The organism is Rhodopirellula baltica SH 1, from assembly GCF_000196115.1.
GTDB classification, from domain to species: domain Bacteria; phylum Planctomycetota; class Planctomycetia; order Pirellulales; family Pirellulaceae; genus Rhodopirellula; species Rhodopirellula baltica.
The window spans coordinates 1,294,254-1,316,809 of the sequence record NC_005027.1; the positions used below are offsets into that span (position 1 = coordinate 1,294,254).

18 protein-coding genes are annotated in these 22,556 nt (G+C 52.8%); 1 reads left to right on the forward strand and 17 read right to left on the reverse strand.

Going from position 1 to position 22,556, the window contains the following annotated elements:
• Positions 1–6: 6 nt before the first annotated feature.
• Positions 7–1,185 carry an ISAs1-like element ISRba7 family transposase gene (locus tag RB_RS04875; protein WP_011118077.1) on the forward strand — a complete coding sequence of 393 codons (1,179 nt, stop codon included), beginning with the start codon at positions 7–9 and terminating at the stop codon, positions 1,183–1,185.
• Positions 1,186–1,608: 423 nt separating this feature from the next.
• On the opposite strand, the gene RB_RS04880 is transcribed toward RB_RS04875, so the two are convergent.
• From RB_RS04880 to RB_RS04960, 17 genes are all read right to left on the reverse strand, one after another.
• Positions 1,609–2,388, reverse strand: a complete 780-nt coding sequence (locus RB_RS04880; protein ID WP_164921534.1) for an FkbM family methyltransferase — start codon at positions 2,386–2,388, stop codon at positions 1,609–1,611.
• A gap of 246 nt (positions 2,389–2,634) precedes the next feature.
• Positions 2,635–3,807 (reverse strand): glycosyltransferase family 4 protein, encoded by a 1,173-nt coding sequence (locus tag RB_RS04885; RefSeq protein ID WP_011118873.1) that lies wholly within the window; start codon positions 3,805–3,807, stop codon positions 2,635–2,637.
• Positions 3,804–4,904: a glycosyltransferase family 4 protein gene (locus RB_RS04890; RefSeq protein WP_315851302.1), complete on the reverse strand. Its 1,101-nt coding sequence runs from the start codon at positions 4,902–4,904 to the stop codon at positions 3,804–3,806. Before RB_RS04890 ends, RB_RS04885 begins: the two co-directional genes overlap by 4 nt.
• Before the next feature lie 139 nt (positions 4,905–5,043).
• Positions 5,044–6,213, reverse strand: a complete 1,170-nt coding sequence (locus tag RB_RS04895; protein WP_164921536.1) for a glycosyltransferase — start codon at positions 6,211–6,213, stop codon at positions 5,044–5,046.
• A gap of 20 nt (positions 6,214–6,233) precedes the next feature.
• A complete protein-coding gene (locus RB_RS04900) occupies positions 6,234–7,052 on the reverse strand; it encodes an FkbM family methyltransferase (RefSeq protein WP_164921537.1) in 819 nt (272 codons plus the stop codon).
• 321 nt (positions 7,053–7,373) lie between these two features.
• Complete coding sequence (locus RB_RS28495) at positions 7,374–7,505, reverse strand: FkbM family methyltransferase (protein WP_011118878.1); 132 nt, start codon at positions 7,503–7,505, stop codon at positions 7,374–7,376.
• The gene (locus RB_RS04910; protein WP_164921538.1) at positions 7,502–7,945 is read right to left on the reverse strand and encodes a hypothetical protein; all 444 of its coding nucleotides are present in this window, start codon (positions 7,943–7,945) and stop codon (positions 7,502–7,504) included. The genes RB_RS28495 and RB_RS04910 overlap by 4 nt, the downstream gene beginning before the upstream one ends.
• Before the next feature lie 221 nt (positions 7,946–8,166).
• Positions 8,167–9,501, reverse strand: coding sequence for a glycosyltransferase family 4 protein (locus tag RB_RS04915; RefSeq protein WP_011118881.1), 1,335 nt, complete (start codon positions 9,499–9,501; stop codon positions 8,167–8,169).
• 1,132 nt (positions 9,502–10,633) lie between these two features.
• Positions 10,634–11,326: an FkbM family methyltransferase gene (locus tag RB_RS04920; RefSeq protein WP_164921539.1), complete on the reverse strand. Its 693-nt coding sequence runs from the start codon at positions 11,324–11,326 to the stop codon at positions 10,634–10,636.
• Between the two features lie 205 nt (positions 11,327–11,531).
• Positions 11,532–12,677, reverse strand: coding sequence for a glycosyltransferase family 4 protein (locus RB_RS04925; protein ID WP_164921540.1), 1,146 nt, complete (start codon positions 12,675–12,677; stop codon positions 11,532–11,534).
• Positions 12,678–12,725: 48 nt separating this feature from the next.
• Positions 12,726–13,646: an NAD-dependent epimerase/dehydratase family protein gene (locus RB_RS04930; protein WP_011118888.1), complete on the reverse strand. Its 921-nt coding sequence runs from the start codon at positions 13,644–13,646 to the stop codon at positions 12,726–12,728.
• A gap of 48 nt (positions 13,647–13,694) precedes the next feature.
• Positions 13,695–14,621 (reverse strand): hypothetical protein, encoded by a 927-nt coding sequence (locus RB_RS04935; protein ID WP_011118889.1) that lies wholly within the window; start codon positions 14,619–14,621, stop codon positions 13,695–13,697.
• A 9-nt stretch (positions 14,622–14,630) separates the two neighbouring features.
• Complete coding sequence (locus RB_RS28305) at positions 14,631–15,269, reverse strand: acyltransferase (protein ID WP_011118890.1); 639 nt, start codon at positions 15,267–15,269, stop codon at positions 14,631–14,633.
• Positions 15,256–16,803: a lipopolysaccharide biosynthesis protein gene (locus tag RB_RS04945; protein ID WP_011118891.1), complete on the reverse strand. Its 1,548-nt coding sequence runs from the start codon at positions 16,801–16,803 to the stop codon at positions 15,256–15,258. The genes RB_RS28305 and RB_RS04945 overlap by 14 nt, the downstream gene beginning before the upstream one ends.
• An 829-nt stretch (positions 16,804–17,632) precedes the next feature.
• Positions 17,633–18,793, reverse strand: a complete 1,161-nt coding sequence (rfbB, locus tag RB_RS04950; RefSeq protein ID WP_164921541.1) for a dTDP-glucose 4,6-dehydratase — start codon at positions 18,791–18,793, stop codon at positions 17,633–17,635.
• Positions 18,794–19,421: 628 nt separating this feature from the next.
• Positions 19,422–20,399, reverse strand: coding sequence for a GDP-mannose 4,6-dehydratase (locus RB_RS04955; protein ID WP_011118899.1), 978 nt, complete (start codon positions 20,397–20,399; stop codon positions 19,422–19,424).
• 595 nt (positions 20,400–20,994) lie between these two features.
• On the reverse strand, positions 20,995–22,320 hold the full coding sequence (locus tag RB_RS04960; protein WP_193427766.1) for a nucleotide sugar dehydrogenase: 1,326 nt from the start codon (positions 22,318–22,320) through the stop codon (positions 20,995–20,997).
• Positions 22,321–22,556: the final 236 nt, after the last annotated feature.

The following is a 22,556-nucleotide window of genomic DNA, read 5'->3' on the forward strand; positions in this document are numbered from 1 at the left end:
CCTGCTATGGAGACGGCAATGCTTTCGCAAATCGATGTGTTTCACGACTGCTTTGATCAGGTCGAAGACCCTCGCGTTCCCGGACGAACCACGCATCCGTTGAACTCCATTTTGTTCCTAGTGGTTGCTGCGACGATCGCCGATGCCGACGGTCCCGAAGAGATCGAGTGTTTTGGAAATGAACGACTCGATTGGCTCAGTCGCTTTGCAGATTTCCCTCACGGCATCCCCTCGCACGACACCATCGGTCGAGTCCTGTCACTGATCAAACCAGAGCAGTTTCAGCAAGCTTTGCTAGACTGGCACACACAACTTTGTCAGCAATATCGCGACGCCGAAGACAAGCTTGATCGTGATGAAGAGCAGTCTCTGCCCATTCATGTTGCGATTGATGGCAAGACCGCACGCGGCTCTTACACCAACGCTGAGAAATCAAACGCAATTCACTTTGTATCCGCTTGGGCTTCCAAACATGGAGTCACTCTTGGGCAAACCGAAGTGGATTCAAAAACCAACGAAATCACAGCAATTGATGAGCTTTTAGACTTCATTGATGTCCGTGGCACCATTATCACGCTCGATGCAATCGGAGCCCAGAAGTCGATTGCTGAGAAGATTCATCGTAATGGCGGCGACTACATTTTCGCGATCAAAGACAACCATCCCAAGTTGGCCAATGCCATCCGTGAACACTTCGAGTTGGTTCACGAAGAAGGGCTGAAAGCCAATGGAGTGAAGTCGAAGAAGACGGTGGGAAAAAAGAGTGGCCGACAGGAAGAACGATTCTACGCTGTTTGCCCGATACCACCTGAGATGAAAGCCATGACAGATCTCTGGGCAGGTGCGACGAGCATCGGCCAAGCCATCACGCAAACGGAGCGAAATGGAGAGTGCCATGTCGAGGTTCGTTATTTCCTGCTCAGTCGACCTGCCCGGGTAGGAGAGTTCGCAATCAGTGTCCGGAGTCACTGGAGCGTGGAGTCCATGCACTGGGTGTTGGATGTCGTGTTCCACGACGATGCCAGCCGCATTCGGACCAAGAACGCGACGGCGAATTTCACGTTCATCCGTCGTTATGTGACGACGCTTCTCAAGCAGGACACTACCAAGCGAAGTCTCAAGCAGAAGCGAAAAAAAGCGGGCTGGAATACCGACTTCCTCGAGAAACTCATGTTCTCAGCATGATTTTGATGCGATCGCCGTGCGTCAAGGGCCACATAACATATCGAGTAAGGAAGTCGCCACGAAGTCCTCGATCTGCAGGATTTCCCGCGTGCGCGATCAGTTTTTTGCATCCTCCCAATCGAGCACCAGCCAACACCCAACTGGAGAATCCGCCGCTCCAGCAAATAGTGAGATCCGGTTGCAGGTCGCGTACGACCTTGGCAGTGTTTTTCAAGATACTTGGGAACTTTTGAAGCCGGGATTGAGCCAATAGGTTAGATTCATAGTAGCTATGTGCAGAAGTTTTTAGCCTGCTGCTTAAGTCTGCCGGCGTTGAATTGAGGCAAAACACTGACTGTTGGTGTTCACAGTCCATGGCGAGCCAATCGAGCACCAAACGCGGCGTACCCTCCGCACGCGGCGTCGACAAAATATGCAGAATTTTCAAGTCGTAACCTGTTTTGATTTAGTCAACGGAGTGCATACTACGTCCTCGAAGTCCTCCAAAGTTGTGGCCGAACCATCCAGCTTAGTCGACGAATAGTTCAATTCCTCTAGCAACAGTCTTAACTCATCTGCTTGTTGTTCCTTTGGCCACCAAAACGGGTGCACCCCGATCATCAACTTCGGTCGATGTTTTAGAAGTGTTTGATAGGCGCCGCGCAGGACTTGCAACTCGGCCCCCTCGACGTCAATCTTGATAACATCGGGAACCAGACCGGTGTTGGAACAATAAGCGTCGAGTGTTCGTATGGGAACTTGAACAATGGTCGTTTGGTCTGGTTTGACATGGGTAATTTCATGCCCGGCTTCTTGTCCAAAATTAAGCGAGTTGCTCGTGTGCATGCCGTCACCGCCCAGAAGATAGAAATCGGTCATTCCTTCGTGGTCACCCACGCAAAACCGTTCGACCCTGAACGGATTTATGGCCGAAGCATTCATGTTGAACTCCAGTACCTTCAAGTTTTGTGCTGATGGTTCGAATGCGACGACCGTTCCACCGTCTCGAACGGCACCGTCGGCGACGAGCGACGTTATCCCGAAATTTGCGCCCACGTCAAAGACAACCGAAACATCCGTCGCCAACTCGCGAAGCAGCTCAAATACGCGATCGGGGTCGCTGTCGAGTTGTAGTCGATAGCAGCGCGGATGTACGCGAATTCGGCCGCGGCTAGCGAGATGCGTCGAAAGTGAGATGGCGATGCCCGGATGGTTGACGGACATCTGAACGTACTGTCGCCAGAGTCTCTTGAGGATACTAATCATGAAGCTTTTGCGGAGTTCAAGGACATGGTTTTTTTCGACTCGCTTTGATCCGTTTGGGAATACGCAGGTTGAGAGTATTGTTGCTTCCTTCGTCCAGATGTCTCAATAGATTCACCCGATTCGTATCGGCATTACTGTAAGAAGGAGAGTTCATGGGGCAACCAGCATTGTGTCGATTGACTTTCTGGAAAGATGCGTTGACGGTCATGCAATACGTTCAGCAGTTTTGGACGAGACGAGACGAAATGGAACGAGCTCTTTCCCGGCCCACAAACGTTTGAACTCGGCTATACAGCGATCCCAAGTCAAACTAAACGAATGCTCTTGAGCTGCTCGACGAAAGTCACACATGCGAGATTCATCACGCAGTAGTGACTCAACCGCGTCAGCAATTGTTAGTACATCATTTTCGGGTGAAAAGCGGAGACCTGCATCCGATGGGATTGTCTCTGCGGGTCCTTCCGCGGCAAATCCGATGACTGGTACGCCGGCACGCAGGAATTCGATAATTGAAAACCCCAACGCCTCGCGACTGCTAAATAGGCAGCCCAAGTCGCATTCGGATAGAAAACGAGGGTAAGCCGTAGGATCCGATTTTTTATCAATGTAGCCCGAAAGGTCTACGCCACTACGTTGGCCTATGGAATCCGGTATCGTACCGGCGGCTCGAACGATCGCAGGCAGTCCACGACGTTCAAGTTCGTCCCGTACATCGCAGATAAGGGGTAGCCCTTTGCGTTTCCAATCCTTTCCAACGAACCCAAGTACGGCGGGGCGATCAAAACCTGGACGACCTGTTGGAGCCAAGAACGACCAGTCCTCTGGGAGGTCGAGGTTTGCTCCTGGTAGAACGACGTGAACTTTCGTGGGTGACGCTCCGCAATCTTTTATCGCTGAGTCGGCCGCCCATCGAGAGCGAAAAACTATTCGGTCGGCGAGCGAATAGTTTTGTCGTTCAATGTCTAAGAGTGTTTGCCGAATGTCATTGGGGAGGCGCACGTCCAGGCCTCTCCCGGAGGTCAGTTGCGCGGCCGTGGCGTCAAGATAGTAGGTGATTGATCCGCCAGCATCACGTACAGTTTGAGCCCTCGGGAAGTGTTGGCTGAAACTAATGACGTCGCCCTTAATCAATTCCTTCACCGCGTTTTCAGCATGCTGAAGAAACGCGGAGGAATATTGATAGCCTCCCATTCGGTGCCCGCGGATCATGCGGTTCACGGTCCAGGAAATTCGCCTTGCTTTGAATTCGTTTAACCTAATTCGCCCACCTCTTTGCGCAAATTCGCCATGGCGGGCGGCATTGAGAAACGCATGCGGTATCCCACCGTGGCATGACGGACTTTCGACGTCACCGATCGCTAGCACAGATCGGTTCAAGTGACCTTCCTTAGTTTCGATTCTGTACGCAAGAGACCATCGGCCAAGAGATCGAGTCCGCCCCTCGGGATACAAGTCGCGCTGGACATTGCGACAAGACGTTCGGGAGATTCCAGCAGTGAGGCAATCGCAGCGGCAATAGCTGGACCCGTCGGTTCGTCCAGTAGCAACCCGTTGACGTTTGGTTCCACAACACTGCCGCAGCGGTGGGTTGCGACAACCGGCAGACGCCATGCTTGAGCTTCCAACTGAGTCAGAGCAAAACCGTCCGATAGCGTAGGTAATAGAAAAACATCTGCGTCGCGGTAGTGTTGACTGACCTGCGAACGAGCGGCAGAACCATGCCAGGTAATTGGCAGTCCATCGATCAACTCGCTCAAATTCTCGATGTCGGTTGGTCCAACGAGGTGGAATTCGATCGGTTCGTCGACTAGCTCTCTTGCCGCATCGATTAGCCGAGCCACTCCCTTTCGAAGAATAATTTGACCCAGGAATAGCGCGCGTAGGGGACGTTCACGAGTAAAGCGATCTGGGAAATTACGTCGAAATTCCGGGGCGGCCGATGGGACCTCGGCGAGCGGAAGTACTTCGATTCGACTGGGATCAATACCGCGACCGATCAAGCAGTTTCGGCTCCAAGTTGAATTGACAACGACTCGGTTCGCATGCTCGATTTCTTCCCTCCAGCGTTCAACGTAGCTCTCGGGGTAGCGTTTCCAAGTCGTGCGAAATTCGGGGCGGTCAAAGTGTTCTTGTTCAACGATATCCGCTTCCGCAGGGCCCGGGTCGAATTGGCCAAGTACTGTTTGGCAACCGACCCTTCGAGCGAATTCAAAAAGGTCTCGGCACGCGTGAGCAAAGGCGAAAACAGTTAGGCAATCGCCATTCGAATCGATGGACAAGAAATCCTGAAGACCGTTCTTGCATAGCCTATCAAATCTCTCGTTTCTTGCTGCATAATAACTGGAAGACTCCTCTCGGCGGACCCGCTGCATTGCTTCGATGCGCGCAAATGTGAAGGGGAACGAACGTACGGCATACTCGCGGAGGTCCTCGTGCGAACGGCTTCGTAAGCGTCTTGCGATCGCGCCGGGCATGCGTCCAAGGAATGAAGAATCCTTGTTCCAGATGTCGGTCAAGAGCAACGCTAATTCGTTGCGGCCCGCCAAAGCGCGTGGAATCGCATAGTGTTCTCGCGCACCTTGTTGTGCGCAAATCCAATTCGGTTTGGCTGCGTCAGGCACCGGTCGGAAGCCCCAATAGCTCGGCGTATGCCCTGGAGTAATGGTCTGGATGAAATCGTTCCCTTGCGAGATCTTGACCCGCCAACGCCAGGCGAAAACGGGCGGCCTGATCGGTGATGAGCTCGGACAGTGATGACGCCATCGCTGTTGAATCAAAGGGGGGAACGAGTCGAACCGACGGGCCATCTGGTCGAAGGTCGAAGAAGTCTCGGATGGGGCCCACATCCGTAAGTACACAGGGCAAGCCGAATGCCATTGCCTCCGATACAGCGTTGCCCAACCCTTCGTGTTTTGTCGTTGCATAGGCGAAGAGATCCCATTCCGCCATCGCACCGTAGACGTCATCTACTTCACCGACGAAGCGAACCGAATCATTCAGGTTCAAATCCTCGCACAACTGCACTAATACGCCCCGTTGATCACCATCGCCGATCAATTCGAGTCGGACACTTTTTTGCGATCCGTTGTGGGCCAACGATTCACGAAGCTCTGCGAATGCTTGAAGGAGTGTCGCATGGTCCTTGATGCGGCTGAGTCGAGCTGTCATGCCAATGGTGAACGGCTTGTCGGTTCTGACAGACTTAACATCGGCCGGTGCCTGTGGCCACTCGATTCCGTTGGGTACGACCTCCGTCGGAAAGCGTCGCAAGTAGCGGCTGCGATGAAATGAATCGGCGACATGTTTTGAACAGCAAATGTAATTCGGTAGTTCACCCTTTGGCGGGTAGAGACGGTGAAGCATGCAATAAACCCAGTCGGTAAGTCGCGACAAGCCGATTGCTGGATTCCCGCCATGGATCGCTGTCCGTATCCCATACGCCGAAAGCAGATGAAGGATTTGTGGCAACTTTGGCATTCCATGCCATACAATCGCAGCATCCGGAAGTCGTTGATTGGCCTTCAATCGTTCCAGGTATTTCTTGAGACAAGGCGAGATCTGCAACGGCCAACGGCTTGTTTGTCTTGCAATGTGGACTACCGCACCAGAATCTTTCCAGTCACTTGTCATCGGCCCATCCGGGCCTAGCACAAAGGCATCGTGCCGCACAGTCAACAGACGTTCCATGAGAACCAACGCGTCGCGTTCTACACCACCCCGTCCGGCGCCGACCAGGACGTGCAGCAAGCGTGGTTTTTCAGCAATGTTTTTGTTAGTGTTCACGTCGATGAGTTGTTCGGAATTCAATTTAAACAACGATAGCCGGGCGATTCGAATCTTCGCCGGACTTCATCCGGATTCTTTGTCGCTAGGATGTCGCTGCAAACGCCGTCTTGAAACGGGCGCTCAAAATTGACTGGACAAACCTTCGGACCTCGTAAATCGCATTCAAGTTCAAACAATGTATAGCCAGCATCTTGAAGGAGATCTTTCACAGGTGTTCGGCCAACCAAGTCCTCGACCAATAGGTGTGGGACCGAGTGATTAGAAATCAACTCCCCCGCGCCTCGTAAAGCTTCAAGCTCGTGACGCTCGACGTCCAATTTGAGAAACACCGGGGCCTTACCATTGAGAAGATGGTCAAGACGATCGCTGGAAACTTTGCGCTGACGGTGATTTTCATGGTGGACTTGATGTGTGACATAGCCAACACCGCTGTTGGAGGCGTAGTCTTCCGATTCGCAGGCGATGATTTCCCCGCTTCGATCACTCGCGGCAGCCTGAATTAATCGGACCGTCGTCCCGCCGGTATCCCATTCATTGACGTTGCGCTGCAAAGCGGCAAATGTCTTGGGATGCATTTCGACGGCGGTAACCGTCCCGGTTTTCCCAACTGCGGCGACCATTGCCGCCGTGACGACGCCATAGTTGGCACCAACGTCTGCGGCAACATCTCCTGGATCAAGTAAGCGAAAGCTGGTCTCGCAAGCTTCTAACGCTGTCAGCCCATGACGAAGGACTCGATGCCCGATGTAGTCTTGCGGTTCAACCCAGACTGGGTATCCCCACGGTAGGATCCGCCGGACTGGGCCAGGACGAACGCCGAGTAGTTTTTGAAGCATTGCTTGAAATGCTTGCTGAGGACGGTGAACAAACTCGGGACGTAAAAACCGTTTCTGGATCTTATTTAGCGACATCTGGATTCTACTTTTACTTTAAGTTTGTACTTCGTGTTCGTACTTGACTGCACATCATTTTGAATGCCTTCAAAATGTTAGGCTTCAATGATCTGGCACTCGGGGATGCGCTGCTGAAGTAGTTCTAGCCCGAGGGGACTGATGGCCAATACGTCGCCCCATGGCTCACGCGAAATCTCGAGTGTTGAATTCCGATTCCGGAATATTCCGACGACGTACCCGCTTTGTTTTAGAAGCTCAATAAGTTTATGGTCGCCCTTGCCGTACCGTCGCGCCATTGACTTCCAACAAAAATAGTGGCGGTCGATGATTCTCTACCAAGTGGACTGCACCCCGCAGTGCGGCCAATTCATAGCCCTCGACATCGGGTTTCATCATCGCGTATTCTCAATCGTCCAATATGTCATCGAGTCTTTTTGCTTCAACCGACCCGTGGGAAGATTCGGCAGGCTGATTGCCGCGAATGTCGTCCAGAACGTGTGAGATTGAGTCTCCCAGTGAAAATCGGATCGTTTGGTTCTTGTCCGATACTGCAACGCCGTGAATGGTCGCGTTGATTCGTTCAGCCGTAGGTTCTCTTCAAGCCGCCGTCGCTGTTTTACTCCAGCTTCCACGCACGTCAGGTCATTGGTTTTCTTAGAGGCCAACGAAGTGAACAGTCCGATGTTGGAACCTACGTCAAGAAAGGAGTGTTCGGGGCGAAGATAGCGTTCGATCAGGGATAGCGAATCGGCTGCGTAACGGTCACCAAACAAGGCAACGTCGGTCGCGATGTTGCTATCCGGATACCAAGCAAACGTGAGACCATCATGGACCATCACTTTCCATCGTCAATTGGATGTGCGGCGATGCACAAACCAATGATCGGACCGGATAAAGGCCGACAGTCGTGCCTCACTGTTTCCGGGAGCGTTCCAGACTTGGTAGATTCGCGTAGGGTGGGATCGCAGGATTCTTTCATTGCTATGTTATGGACGTCGGCATCAGGGAGAGTTGTATCATCGCGACTGACACTATGACAATCCTTACCACCGCCGTTTCAGCTAGGTTTTGTAGGTTTTGACTGTCCAGCTAATTTTCGATAGATGACCGACATGTCTGACGCGGTATCGACAAATGTTCTCGGCGAAGAGACGCCGGATCGAAGTCTTTGTACGAGCCCAGATTCTTCGCGGCACCGTGTCAGGCATGCGGCAAGGTCCAGTGCCGAACCAGCCTCAAAGAGCAGCCCGTTTTCGCCATGGCGAACACGTTCCGCGATTCCTCCGAGATTGCTTCCGATAACGGGTGTACCGGCGGCGAACGCATCGAACAGTGTTAAGGGACCCGTCTCTAACCAGATCGATGGGACAACGGCCACATCGAGTTTTGCAAATTCAATGCCCAATTGGTCATTGGGCACGATCCGCGGTTTCACAAATCGACTATCATTTGCGATTCGATCCAATAGTGCTCGACCATAATCAGAATCCCAACCGCCGCCGTACAAACGTACTTCGATCATGAACTCTGGTGGCAGCCGTTGAATGGCATCGACTAAGACGTGAATTCCTTTGATCGACTCGCACCTTCCCGCAAATCCGACAACCAATGTACTACGTTCAGGGAATTTTGGAGATGGATCACGAGGTCGCTCCGAACGTCCACCGGAGGGAACCAAAAACAATTTCGATCGTTCCAATCCATTTCGAAGCCAGATATCTTCGCACCAACGCGCAAGCACGACGACAGCATCAGATAGCTCTCCGAATTCGATGACCGAATCTCGAAACCATCGAGTCATCTTGCGGGCATTGAGCAAGCGGCTTGCAATCGAAGTGGACTCTGGATCAGGTGCCGGCCACTCTACAAGCCCGATCAAATTGCCTAACACCGGATTCAAGCCAGACGCACTCATTCTGCAAGCCGTGCACCGACGCACTCGGAGTTCTCCGTCGCAAGGCGTTGTTCCCCAACGCAACAGGTCGTGATGAGGACAAATTTGCCCCGGACTATGGAAGGTCAGAACTGCGGGCAAGCCTCGATCCTTCACCATTCGCAGATGAGAGAGGCTGGCGCCGTCATTTTGATCATGAAAATGGACGACGTCGGGTTGAACGTCGGTTAGCAACTGATTGAAGCCTGGTAGATCACTGAACTTGCGTCCGTAAAAAGCCTGCCGCGAACCGTATTCGGACGCCGGTGGCAAAACATGAACAGGAACCCCTTCATGCTCATAGTCACCAACTTCCGCTGGATGGACACCTGAAGTCGTCACAGCGACCTCACTATCGATCGCGAATTCTCGCAATGCAGTCGCCAGAGTATGCGAGTAAACCTCTTTCCCAGCGGCGCGCCAGGGTGGATACGATCCGGGAAGATGAAGAACCTTCACTTGATAACCGAACGATTCGACCGTTTGGTCAAATCAAACGAGCTGTTGGAGGGGATAGTCAAATTCATTGATCTTGAGTCGATGTCGTCGGGAAAGCCGTTGATTGGAGACCTTGAAATTATAATCCAATCGTTGTCCTTGCTGGCTTGATTAACACTTGCGTCGTACGGGAAGCAATTTCTCTGAAATTGGTTTTAAGGCTTTATCGACGAGCAGTTCTCCTATCGACGACGGAATGTACTTTCGATTCGCTACATCTTTTAGGAGGAGCGACCGGAGTCGGTTGTAAGAGTATTTCGTCAGTTAGTTGCGTGGTGGTTGACGCACCAGGTCTTCCGTTTTCTGCTCATCCACGTCAGGAAACTCTAAAATTTGTTTTGCGAACGAAATGAGCGAAGTTGTTAGTTCCTCAAAGACAAGGACGCCAACGCGATCTTCGTTAAATAAGTCTTTATAGACCTGAATTAGCTCGTCGAAATACAGCGAGCTTATCGCACTTCTACTCGAATTCTCGATGCAAACGTCGAGCCATTTACCAAACGATAGGCGGCTTTTACGCTGGCTTCCCGGGCCAATGGGGAGTGCGGGGCCATCGAGTAAAGACTCTCGACAATTGAATGCTGGCTGCGAATCACAACAATTATCTTTGCATTTGCAAATAGTGAACTCAATCGGTTTGCTTACGTCACGACATCCACGTAATAGGGGGGGGGGGGGGGGGGGGGGCTCTACACTGACAACTGTCGATTTTGGCGGGGAAACGTCGATGTTCTTCTTGAACAGGTTGGCAACTTGAAACTCGAATTTCGCGTGATCAAATCGGAGCAGATCTTCCAGTTGGATTGAATGAAATATGTTTAGCCTCCTAGAGAATCTTTCGAGCTCCTCACCCTCTAGAGTTTCCTTCCACGTTCCCGGTCCGATATCGTTAATCTCTGGGGGCTGTAAAAACAAAAGTTCTTGCAGGCTCGTGCTTGCTGCTTTCGGGTAGCTAATATGAAGAAACAACCTGCTCATGGTTAAGTGAAGTATTTACTTGTCTTCGAAATGCGAAAGGAATCGTCGCTCCGAATTGCCAGCGCGAAATTCGACGATGCCTCAGTCGAGACAACTACCGGAATAGCGGCGATAATCAGGTCGATTGACTCCTAGTCGCGGGCGGTACGGCAATCAAGTTTGGCTGATGTGTTGTACCAGTCGCGAATTGTTGCCATATTGAAGCCTTTCCGTGCTGTTCGTTCAAAAACTCCAAGCGATAACCGTATTTGTGCAATAGCTGATGTACTTTCAATGCGTCGAATCCAAAGCGAGCTGCGTGTTCTTCAATCGACTCGAAAAATATTGTTGGCTTTTTCTTTGGTGAAAGAGTGCGAGTTGCGCCTGACAACACCGCTTGTTCCCAACCTTCGACATCCATTTTGATTACTGATACATCTCCGCTGATTTCGAGGTCATCAAGCAATCCGTCAAGCGTACACACTTGAACGGGAATCGTTCCTGCGCCCGATTCATGCGTAAGATGATGCATTCCGTCGTTTTCATCCTCGATGACTTGCATGTTCAAGGTCCCGGGTGATTCGCCGAGGGCAACGTTTAACGCAACCACGTTCTCGCATTGGTTCCGTTCAAGATTCTCTTTCAATCGTTGAAAAACGTGGGGTACAGGTTCAACGCAAATGACTTTTCCATTTGGCCCAACACGGCGTGACGCAAGCAGGCTGTATTGGCCGAAGTTTGCTCCAATATCAATGCATACATCGCCCGGTTTCAGTGTCCGCAGAAATCGTTTTACGACTTCTTTTTCGTACGTTCCGTAGAGCAGCACTTCGTGTCCGATTACGGATGAAGGCACGACCGGAACGACACACCTCGAACCACCCGATAGAACAAGGTCCATCGGATTGGTTTGTTGCAATTCTTTGCGAAACAACAGTTCAAGCCAGCGACGCTTCGTCGGAAAGTCTGGAGTTGCATAGCTAAAGGATCGAATGTGATCTTTCCAGTGTGGTAGTTCATTTGTCATAGCTTCGTCACCCGTAATGATTGTGTTGCGATTGCGTCGCTAGATTCAAAAAGGCCCTCGCAAATTCCTTGATCTTTACTGTGTAACGATCGACAGCCATCTGTTCTCTGCCCGCATCGAAGCCTGTAGTCGCCTCGTCGAGTGAATTGCACATCAATTTTGCAAGCGATTCGTAGCTCGTTGGATCAAAATACTGTGCGGTTGGGCAGGCTTGTTCGCGGTGAACCGGGATGTCTGAGAGAAGTATCGTTTTGCCCAAACAGTGTGATTCTTCAACCGAGGTGTTCCAACCTTCGAAGTGTGATGGCTGAATGACGGCATGTGAATGACGGATCAGTCCCAGCAGTGAATCGAACGGAATCTTGCCAACCAATCGAATGCCCTGCTTAATGGAGGGTTTTTCCAACAGTCGATCGATCGTTTCCTGGTGATTTCGGTTTCGAAGGTCTTTCCACTGCCCCGTGCAGACAACACATGTCGACTTGTTTTTTTTCGAAAGCATCTCGACTGCTTTGAAAATAGTTTCGTGATTCTTATGAGCCCAGAACTGATTGCAGACGATGAAAAATTTATCTGGTAGGTCAAAACGTTTCTTCAGTTCTGGTAGTGACGGAAGTGACTGCTCGATCAGTTGCGGAAACGTTGCAACGCGGAACGGTAGGACCGCCGTTTTGGAGACGTACTCCGGGAAAAGCTTTCGACAGTCGTTTTGGCTCGCATTGCTGCTGAGAACTACTTGTTGAGAGTCGCGCAGCACGCTTCTGAAGTAGCTTTGGGCCTTGACACTATAGTCGTCGGGGCTGAATTCGGGGCGCACCAAACTTTGAAAGTCTGCAATCCAATGTGCACTTTGGTAACCAACTTTCTCGCGATCGCCCGTAGCACAATAATACGCGAAATCGATGCCTTGCTTCACGAGTTCAGCGTGTAGTTGAGGTTGGTGGATACCGCGAATCGTATGGAATCGGTTTTTTAGTCGCGTGAGAACTGAATTTGATTTGGATTCATGGCTCGGGACTTCGACGACTTCAAAATTTAAAGAGTCGGCGTCTAGCGTTTGCAACGCCGTAAGAAGGTTTTGGATGTAGTTTCTGCCACCCTGCCAGTCGGAATGGGAATAGTTGATGATTCCTATTCGGTGCGGTTGATTCATATTGATCTGGCGGCAGTGCGGAAGAGTGCACATGCCGTTTGGGTTTCCTTAGGATTCAAGTCGATTTTTTGCGAACTCGTAGATCTTCGTGATTCCGGCGCGAAGCGAGGTTTCAGCCCGCCATCCCGTCTTGCTGATCAGGTCGATGTCAGCACGCCAATTTAGTGGCATCCCCGGGGCGTTCCGCCCGTCAAATTTGATCTCGGGATTTCGCCCGGTTGTCTCACAGATTAGTTCGAGGGCAGTCTTGATAGATGTTTCTTGGCCACTTGCCAAGTTGTAAACAGGTGCGGGTTCCAATTGCAACGTGGCGATTCTATAGATGGCTTGGGCCGCATCTTCGCCATAGACAAAGTCTCGACTCTCATCTCCGGTCCCTGAGACTTCGATCACTTTGCGGCTGACGACTTTGGTTAGCAAGTCCCAGATCACTTGCCGTCGAAGTCCGGGGCCATAGGCCGAAAAGATGCGAACAGAGGACGTTGAAAGGCCATAGATATTGCGGTAGCTAGAAAGCAGGGACTCGCAATGGAATTTGTTGAATCCGTAGGGTGAAAGCGGTTCGACGACTGATTTTTCGCTGATGGGCAATGTCTTTGGATTTCCGTACACGGCGGCCGAAGAGAGGAACACGAATCGAGTGTTGTTTGAGTGACGTCGGAACGCGTCAAGCAACCAAGCGGTTAGCTGTGGACCGTTTTCGTAGTCATGAAGCGGGTCGGTCATTGAAAGTCGTGGATTCGCATTTCCTGCGCAATGGACACAAACGTCGGGCCGCTCGCGGCGAACCGCGTCTTCGAGCAATTCGTCCGGAAGATTGCAGGCGGTCATTTCGTATTCAGCAGCTTCCGGTTTGGCACGCGGACCGTAGCGTCCGAACGCAAGTACCTTCCATCCCTCACTCGCGAACCGACTCGTGATCAGAGAACCGAGGAAACCGCTGGCACCGGTAATCAGCACTGTTCTCACTGTTGAATCTCGCGTACTAATATTTGCAAAACACCGTTCATCGCGTGACTAAAGCTCAACGGTTTCTCCCGTAAGTACGTCGACGACCGGCAGGCCTCGAATGGACTCAAGTCTTTCTTCGCGTCGAATTCGGATGGATGAACCGGAGCGAACACATTCGCTGAATCTAGATTCGACGTAACCTTCCTTTACGGACAACTCCTTGATCTTGCCCAATCGGTCGCGTTTCACGAAGTAGCAATTGTTTCCAGCGGTGTTGCATCCGATGAATGCGTATCCCTTAGACTGTGCGAGGTGGCAAAGCGCAGCAAGCGAAGCGCCGTAGTAGAGGTGCGGATCATTCGCTTGCTGTCGAACGAAACTTGGATCATAGGGAATTGTAATCGTGCGTTCGTCACCGAACACGCTGTTGAACTCTGCAATCACGATTGTGGGGTCAACAACATCGATGCTTTCCCAAACCCAGTAGTCGTTTCCATCGATGTCGACACTTAGGATTCCGATGGGGCCAGAAATCCCAGCGTTCTTGATGATGTCGTTGATGTTATCACGGTTGATAAACATTGCGATTGCCGTCAAATCGTATTTCCAATGCAGGTCTGAGTTCTGCACCGAATTCATATTCACTTCGCTTCCGTCAATAATGAGGCCTCGCCAGTTGTCATTGACCAAGAGGAACCTTGTGTTCGATTCCTGGTAATCTTCGACACCGAACTCCACAAATACTTGATGTCGCCGCGGCAAGTTGATATGGTGGATCAGGTGTTGAATAATTCCGTCATCCCCATATTGAGAAAAGACTTTGAACTCGGCCTTCGCAAGCGGTGCGTCGGGACCGAGTCTATGTTCATTCAAGGTTGCCTGCAGCTTACCCACGCCGGTCAGTAACGCCGCAATCCCGGGGCTTTGCGCGATGCTATTCGAGCTGGCACGGCCAACGATTCGCTCAAGTCCTTCTGTGATTTCTTTTTTCATAGTTCAATTCTATGTCGTTGTTCCAATCATGGTCGCAGGTGTTCCCGCAACAATTGTATAAGGATCTACATTTTTGGTAACGACCGAGTTCGCTGCAACGACCGCTCCTTTTCCAACCGTGACACCTTTCATTATCGAGCTTTTCATGCAGATCCACGCATCGTCTTCGATCACGATCGGCGCTGACTGAGTTTGTGTTGGCAGCAGATACTTGTCTGTAATCAATATGCCCTCGGCGTCCTTGCGTCGCTCCACGCTGTCTAGCGGGTGTGAGTTGGTGTCATGGATGTCGACCGTATGCGATATGAGGACGTGGTTTCCGACCTTAATGCTGCTCTGTGACCAAAGTCGCGTGTTTGGGCCCACGAAGCAATTTGATCCTATTTCGATGTGCCCCCCATTCCATAGCGTTAGGAGCTGTCCTTCGATTCTGGTGTCCTCGCCAATAGTTATGACACCTTTCGAATCGAGCTTCATGATTACGCAGTCATCACCAATGATTGCGTTGCACGGTCTGCTCAACAGAGACATCATATGCCTTTGCCTCGCTCGAAGCCTGGAGTCCTCCAGGATGTGAGAGACTTTTGCTAAAACTCGATCTAACATTTTCATGCGAAGTGTCCGAGTAAAACCGTTAGCTTTGCGCATGTGGCAGGATCTGAATGCGTCTAACTGACCATCCTACGAATTGGCGGACATCCGTGAGGCCAAGGCGATAACCAACAAACAAAAAAACAACGCAGCAGGACAATGCGGTTGCCGTCATTGCGATGATAGGGGGCAGTGCCGCTGTGTATGTATTTGAAATCGAAGTTGATATTGCTGCCATGACGCATGTTAGAAGCAATGGGATCGTGAAATGGTTTGATCCAGTTCCCTGTACATGATCTCCAGCGAACCTTCGGAACTGCAAGGGAAACATCCAACCGACGGTTGCAAGCGAGGCGAATGAGGCGGCAAGTCCGATCCATGCGACGCCGAACGTATTGATGACAATGGGCGCAATAGCAATTGTTGCAAAGCCGCAAAGGATATCGCCTATTGCGGCGTATCTATGTCGGTTCATACCGGCTAACGCGCCACGGTAAACTGCCACACACGCCGAAATACCGCCGCTAACGAAAACGCAGATCGTCATCGTTGAAGAGACGTCAATGTCTCCCCCTGTCCACGCGAAGATGAATTGGGAATTGAGTGCAATGAATCCCGTTCCAACAATTCCAAGAAACACGAATACTCTTCGTAGCATTGTCATAACCGTGGAGCGAATCCATTCTTTGTCACCCTCTCCGATTGCTTGGCCGTATGCCGGCTGAAGATTTCCGTTTAACTGCAGAATTAAGCTTAGTGGAATGCTAAGAAGGGTCATTGGAATCGAATAGAGAGGAACCCACTCTGGACCAATGGTCGAGCTGATTGAAAGGACTGGTGCCGTCGTCGTCATGACAACCCCAACCTGCATTACCAGGCTCTTGGCCCCGCTTCGAAACTGATCGCGAATGTGTCTCGATTCCCACACTGGCCCGATCGCGAATGCCCAACGATGTTTGAAAAAACAGTGTATCGCGGCTATGCACCCGCAGAATACAGTCCCCATCGCTCCCAGGGTGAATAACCATCCAAGACTTAATCCGAGGTAGGCAACGTATATCATGAACAATGTATTCAGCAGCGTGGCAATTCCTTGGTAGGCTGCAACAACCGGTGTGTCTTGGAGGCCGGAGAATAGATTGTATATCGGAGAAATAAGTAACCTGACAGTCGCCACTACTCCTAGGCCGAGAATAATGCCCGGCATCTCGGGGTGGGGCGGTAGGAAATGAACGTTTAGGTTGTCCACTAGCGTAAAGTAAAGAATGAGTGTCATTGAGGCCGCTACGAGCACGGAAAACACAGCTAGGGACAAGCTGTTTCTTACGATCGATTGTATCGCGGGTTGGTCTTTTTTGCCATGTGCTTGTGCTATCAATAGCATCGAGGCCCAGTTTAATCCACAATTTGAGAACATTAAGTAGCCAATGAGGGAACTGCCTGTCAGCATCAGCCCATAGCGTTCCTGACCTAGCCACTTTAGATAGAGCGGTACACTTACTAAAGAAATCGCCAGCGAGAGGATGCGAAAGCCTTGAGATACTAGTGTAGTCTGTGTCGCCTTGAGGAGGCGGTTTTCTTTAATCGTCATTTATGCGAGTAGATGTTTGGTTTTCGCGTGTTTGCGGGGCACCGACTCGGTGCGTTCGTCATGTGCGAATTCCCACGATGCTTGGTTGGTTCGAATGTGGTTTGCCCGATTGTTCTTGTCGTCCGGAATTAGTCCCGACGATTCCAACTATTTTCTGTGACTGTGTTTCATGGATTAACACTCATCTTCGGTTGTGCGGTGTTTGGATGATGTTTTTTAGATTGTATTGCTGGAAGTCTAACCGCGGTTGAATTGAAGGGACGGGGGAGGTGATTGTTGCAACCAGTTTTCGTTGTCGAGAAACCATTGGGCAGTCTTGAGGAAACGGCTTTTGCGATTTCCAGGCGAGCTAACGTTTGATGTTGCTGGCGTCGATGGCGTTGCAAAGACTGTGGCCGGAACGTTCGGTGACGAAGGAGATAAGTTGCTAGATATCTCCGCTTCGAGTTGCGAGAAGGTGCAAGAGGCGTTCGCTCCTCGCAGCTCGCTTGTTTCGGCGCGGACTTCGTCCGTTTGGGTGGCACCTGCTCGTTTTTTTGAGACCTCATCCAGGGCGCTTATTCAAGGGCTGGGGAAGGATGTTTTGCGGATTCGCTTTTCGCAATCGCCGCTACGGGCGGTTTGGTCGATTGGGGGAACGTCCAGGGCAAAGACGACGCAATCGTTAGAAACCGGCGAGGGGCTAGTTGCTGGTGGTGTCCGAACTCTGGCAAATTCGGCCATGGGAGGTGTGGCGAACGAGCCTTGCTACCGCAGCGGGTCATGAAATGGGATGCTAGGCCGTTTCCAGGCGATACAACTGATAGTCACCGGAGTGGATGTTTTGCCATCAGGTTTGGTTGTTGAGGTACCACTGGACGGTCTTTCGGAAGCCGCTTTGGAGATTTTCCTGCGGTTCCCAGCCGAGTTCGCGTTGGATCTTGCTGGCGTCGATCGCGTAGCGGAGGTCGTGGCCGGGGCGGTCGGTCACGAAGGTGATGAGCGAGGCGTAGCTTCTCTCCCCCTCACCCTGACCCTCTCCCCCTGAGGTGGAGAGGGAAGTTTTGTTGCTTTGACTCTCTCCTCGGGATGCTCCATCTGGAGTGGAGCGGGGGGTGTTGTTTTTTTGCCCCCTCACCCTAGCCCTCTCCCCCATTTCCGGGGGCGAGGGGACTTTGGGGCAGAGCTCATCCATAAGGTTGCAGATCAGGTGGACGAGGTCGATGTTTCGTTGTTCGTTGTTGCCGCCGATGTTGTAGGTCTCGCCGGGAGTGCCTTTTTCAATGACCGTGAGCAGGGCGCGGCAGTGGTCTTCGACGTACAGCCAATCGCGAATGTTTTCGCCTTTGCCGTAAACCGGGATCGGTTCGCCTTGCAGGCATTTGAGGATCGCGACGGGAATCAGCTTTTCAGGGAATTGGTACGGCCCGTAGTTGTTGCTGCAGTTGGTGACCAACACGGGTAACCCGTACGTGTCCTGCCAGGCTCGGGCGAGGTGGTCCGAGGATGCTTTGCTGGCCGAGTACGGTGAATGAGGGGCGTAGGGCGTGGTTTCGGTGAACAACCCGGTGTCGCCGAGGCTGCCGTAGACCTCGTCGGTGGAGACGTGCAGGAAGCGAAAGCGGTCTTTGGCATCGGCTTCCAGTGAGCGGTAGTGTTTGAGGCTGGATTGCAGCAGGTTGAAGGTGCCGATGACGTTGGTTTGGATGAACTGGCCGGGGCCATCAATGCTGCGATCGACGTGGCTCTCGGCGGCCAAGTGCATGATCGCATCGGGTTGGTAGTCGGCGATGGTGGCGTCGATTGCCGCGGCGTCGGTGATGTCGACGTGCGCGAATCGGTAGTTGGGGGATGACTCGATGTCAGAGAGGGACGCGAGGTTGCCGGCGTAGGTCAGGGCGTCGACGTTGAGGACTTGGTGGCCGGCGGACAGAGCTATGCGGACGAGGTTGCTGCCGATGAAACCGGCGCCGCCGGTGATGAGGAGTCGTTGGGGAGTGGTAGGTGGCATAGGTGAGGATGGCGACAAAGAGGCTTTTGTCGCCTACAGGTTTGGAGGGCGACGAACGGGCCTTCGTTGCCTACAGGTCGGCGGGCGATTGTTGATGCTTCGGGGATGACAGGCTGGAAGCCTATCCCACACTTAGGCTTGCTGACTCGGTGGTGTTTTGGGGTGGCGACGTAGGGAGTGAGCGACAAAGATGCCTTTGTCGCCTACGGGTTGGGGAAATGATGGGATGGTCAGGCATGGTCCGAATTCTGGTGAATTCGGCTGCGCGTGGGCCTTGCTGACGCTGCGGGTTACGGTGGTGAAGGAACCGGAGCTAACGCTCGTCGGCTGAGGTGTTGAATCCGGATTCTTGGCGAATCCGCTGCGTAGTGGCCTTGCTAACGCGGCGGGTTATGACAAAAGCCGGCTGAAGGCTGGAGTACTTGCTGACGCTGCGGGTTATGGTGGTGAAGGAACCGGAGCTAACGCTCGGCGGCTGAGAAGGTGGAATCCGGTTCTTGGCGAATCCGCTACCTAGTGGCCTTGCTAACGCGGCGGGTTATGACAAATGCCGGCAGGAGGCTGGAGTACTTGCTGACGATGCGGGTTATGAAAAGCTTAAAGCTAATCGCTAGTTGCTAGAGGCTGATCACTTCAGCGATTCAACGTCAGCGGCGGTCATTTGTTTGGCTAGCTCGAGAGCGGTCGTGGTGGGGGTCCATTCGAGTCGTTGTTTGGCGTGGGTTGGGTCGCCGACCAGGCGAGTGACTTCTGCCGGTCGCATGTACTTGGGGTTTTGTTTCAGGTGGTTTTTGTACTTGAGACCGACGCTTCGAAACGCGGCGTCGAGGAACTCTTCGACGCTATGTGTTTTCCCTGTGGCCAGGACATAATCATCTGGGGCGTCTTGTTGAAGCATCAGGTGCATGGCGGTGGTGTACTCGGGAGCACTGCCCCAATCGCGGCGTCCATCGAGGGAACCGAGCACGATTTCGTCGTTCAGGCCCAGGGAGATTTCCGCGGCAGCCTTGGTGATTTTTCGGGTGACGAAGGATTCGCCCCGTCGTGGTGATTCGTGGTTGTAGCAAATCGCGTTGCAGGCAAACAAACCAAACGATTCACGGTAGAGCTGGACCATCTGGGTCGCGAAGGTCTTGGCGACGCCATACGGCGTGACCGGTCGCATTGGCGTGTGTTCGTGCTGAGGAAATTCGTCGGGGCGACCGAAGATTTCGCTGCTGCTGATGTGCAGGAACCGCGGTTGTTTCTCGAGGTCGCGAAGAATTTCAAGCAATTTGAGCGTGCCCATTGCGGTGAACTGGCACGTTGATTCGGGGATGTCGAAACTGGCACCCACGTGGCTTTGCCCGGCCAAGTGATACAGTTCGTCGGGCTGAGTTTTGACGAGCACGCGGCGGATGGTGGTCGCATCATCCAGGTCCGCATAGTGCAGAAACAAACTCTTGTTGTAGACGCCCTTGTTGTGGAACAGCGGGTCGAGTCGAGTTCGAACCGTGTTGCTGGTCCGCCTGACCAGGCCGTGGACCGTGTAGCCTCGGTCGAGCAGTTGCTCGGTCAGGTACGAGCCGTCTTGCCCGGTGATGCCAGTGATGAGTGCGGTAGGCATATGGAGTGGGAAAGGGACTCAGGGGCTCAGAGCCACAGGAACTCAGGTTGTATTAGCGGAGTGGCGCGAGCCACCCGGTGCGTGCTCGGAGGACACTGGGATAGGCTTCTAGCCTGTCGATCGGTTGCTGGGAATCGGAGCTAACGCTCGGCGGCTAATAGGGTTGGTGTTGGGGGCGACGAAGAGGCCTTCGTCGCCTACCAGGCTGTTGATTTATTGAGCCGCACCGCGTTAGCGGCGGTTGATTAGACGCCAACCGGGGCTAGCGCCCAACGGCTAATGATTGTCATTCGGTATGCGACTAAATCAACAGCCTGCTACCTGTTGAAAGGGGATGACAGGCTTCTAGCCTGTCGATCGGTTCTTGGGAATCGGAGCTAACGCTCGGCGGCTGATAGGGTTGGTGTTGGGGGCGACGAAGAGGCCTTTGTCGCCTACCAGACTGTTGATTTATTGAGCCGCACCGCGTTAGCGGCGGTTGATTAGGCGCCAACCGGGGCTAACGCCCAACGGCTAATGATTGTCATTCGGTATGCGACTAAATCAACAGCCTGCTACCTGCTGAAAGGGTATGACAGGATGGAAGCCTATCCCACTAGGCCTTGAGGACTCTTGTTTGGAGTTCGGGTGGCAGTTTGGCAGTGGCGTTGCGGGTGTCGACGATGAAAGTCGACCATTGGGCGAGTTCATGAATGTCGAGGCAATCGTGCCAAGTCGAGATCAGGACCAGGTCGTATTCTTGAATGGTTGCTTCGTCCCAGGCGACGCTGGGTTTGCCGGCCCAGTGCGAGTGCTCTCGCGATGGGCGAATGACGGGGACATACGGATCGTGGTAGTCGACCTCAGCACCCTGCGAGGTCAGGCGATCCAGGAGTTCGTAGGAGGGTGATTCTCGGTCGTCGTCGACGTTGGGTTTGTAGGCCAGGCCAACCAGTAGCACCTTGCTGCCGTTGAGGGCTTTTTTGTTTTGGTTCAAGGCGTCTGCACAGCGACGAACGATGTGCGTGGGCATCGCTCGGTTGATCTCGCCGGCCAGTTCAATGAACCGTGTGTGCACGCCGAATTCGCGGGCTTTCCAAGTCAAGTAGAACGGGTCGATCGGGATGCAGTGACCGCCCAGTCCAGGGCCGGGATAAAAGGCTTTGAAGCCAAAGGGTTTGGTGCTGGCGGCTTGGATCACTTCCCAAATGTCGATGCCCATTTGGTCGGCGACAAGTTTTAATTCGTTGACCAACCCGATGTTGACGCTGCGATAAATGTTTTCGAGCAGTTTGGTCAACTCGGCGACTTGTGTGCTGCTGACCGGGACGACTTGATCGAAAACGCTGCCGTAGAGCGCTTCGCCTGCCTTCAGGCACGCTGGCGTGTGACCGCCGACGACTTTGGGGATGTTGGTGGCGGCGAACTCGGGGTTGCCGGGGTCTTCTCGCTCGGGTGAGTAGACTACGTGTACATCGGTGCCGACGGTCAGGCCGGCGGCTTCAATACGAGTGACCAGTTCCTCGGCGGTGGTGCCAGGGTAAGTCGTGCTTTCGAGGCTGATCGTTTGCCCTGCACGCAGATGTGGCAGGATCGATTCGATCGTGCTCACAACATAGGAGAGGTCGGGCTCAAAGTGCTCATCCAGCGGCGTGGGAACACACAGGATGATCGCGTCGACTTCACGGATTTGGCTGAAGTCTGTTGTGGCGGCGAGATTGCCGGATTGGATCGCCGTGGCGATGGAGTCCGCCGAGATGTGTTTGATATAGCTGGTGCCAGCGTTGATTGCCGACGTCTTCTTGTCATCGATGTCGAATCCTACTGTTTTGAACCCGCCGCCAGCATAGGCGAGTGCGAGGGGAAGACCGACATAGCCGAGTCCAACAACACCCACCGTGGCGCTACGATCTTGAATCCGTGAAGTGAAGTCTGTTGGCATGAAGAGAAGAGGCGATCGCTTCGGGGAAAGAAAGTGGGATAGGCTTCCTGCCTGTCTGTGAGGGTCAAAGAGACTTAGGACCACAGGGACTCAGGATGAACGCATTCGATCGCCGAATGAAGGCGGCTTTGCGACACACATCCGGCAATTGTTACCTTGGCGGAGCGTCGCTGGCTCGATCTGGCTTACTCGTTAGAGCCGCCTTGCTGACGCGGCGGGTTGTGATGGGAGTGGCC

Coding starts and splice junctions, on each gene's coding strand:
- RB_RS04955 (WP_011118899.1), bottom strand. CDS start 20,399: ATGCCTACCGCACTCATCACTGGCATCACCGGGCAAGACGGCTCGTAC.
- RB_RS04925 (WP_164921540.1), bottom strand. CDS start 12,677: ATGAATCAACCGCACCGAATAGGAATCATCAACTATTCCCATTCCGAC.
- rfbB (WP_164921541.1), bottom strand. CDS start 18,793: ATGCCACCTACCACTCCCCAACGACTCCTCATCACCGGCGGCGCCGGT.
- RB_RS28305 (WP_011118890.1), bottom strand. CDS start 15,269: ATGCGCAAAGCTAACGGTTTTACTCGGACACTTCGCATGAAAATGTTA.
- RB_RS28495 (WP_011118878.1), bottom strand. CDS start 7,505: ATGATGAAACCCGATGTCGAGGGCTATGAATTGGCCGCACTGCGGGGT.
- RB_RS04945 (WP_011118891.1), bottom strand. CDS start 16,803: ATGACGATTAAAGAAAACCGCCTCCTCAAGGCGACACAGACTACACTA.
- RB_RS04890 (WP_315851302.1), bottom strand. CDS start 4,904: ATGCCCGGCGCGATCGCAAGACGCTTACGAAGCCGTTCGCACGAGGAC.
- RB_RS04935 (WP_011118889.1), bottom strand. CDS start 14,621: ATGAAAAAAGAAATCACAGAAGGACTTGAGCGAATCGTTGGCCGTGCC.
- RB_RS04960 (WP_193427766.1), bottom strand. CDS start 22,320: ATGCCAACAGACTTCACTTCACGGATTCAAGATCGTAGCGCCACGGTG.
- RB_RS04875 (WP_011118077.1), top strand. CDS start 7: ATGGAGACGGCAATGCTTTCGCAAATCGATGTGTTTCACGACTGCTTT.
- RB_RS04880 (WP_164921534.1), bottom strand. CDS start 2,388: ATGTCCGTCAACCATCCGGGCATCGCCATCTCACTTTCGACGCATCTC.
- RB_RS04910 (WP_164921538.1), bottom strand. CDS start 7,945: ATGGTCCATGATGGTCTCACGTTTGCTTGGTATCCGGATAGCAACATC.
- RB_RS04900 (WP_164921537.1), bottom strand. CDS start 7,052: ATGCTTCAAAAACTACTCGGCGTTCGTCCTGGCCCAGTCCGGCGGATC.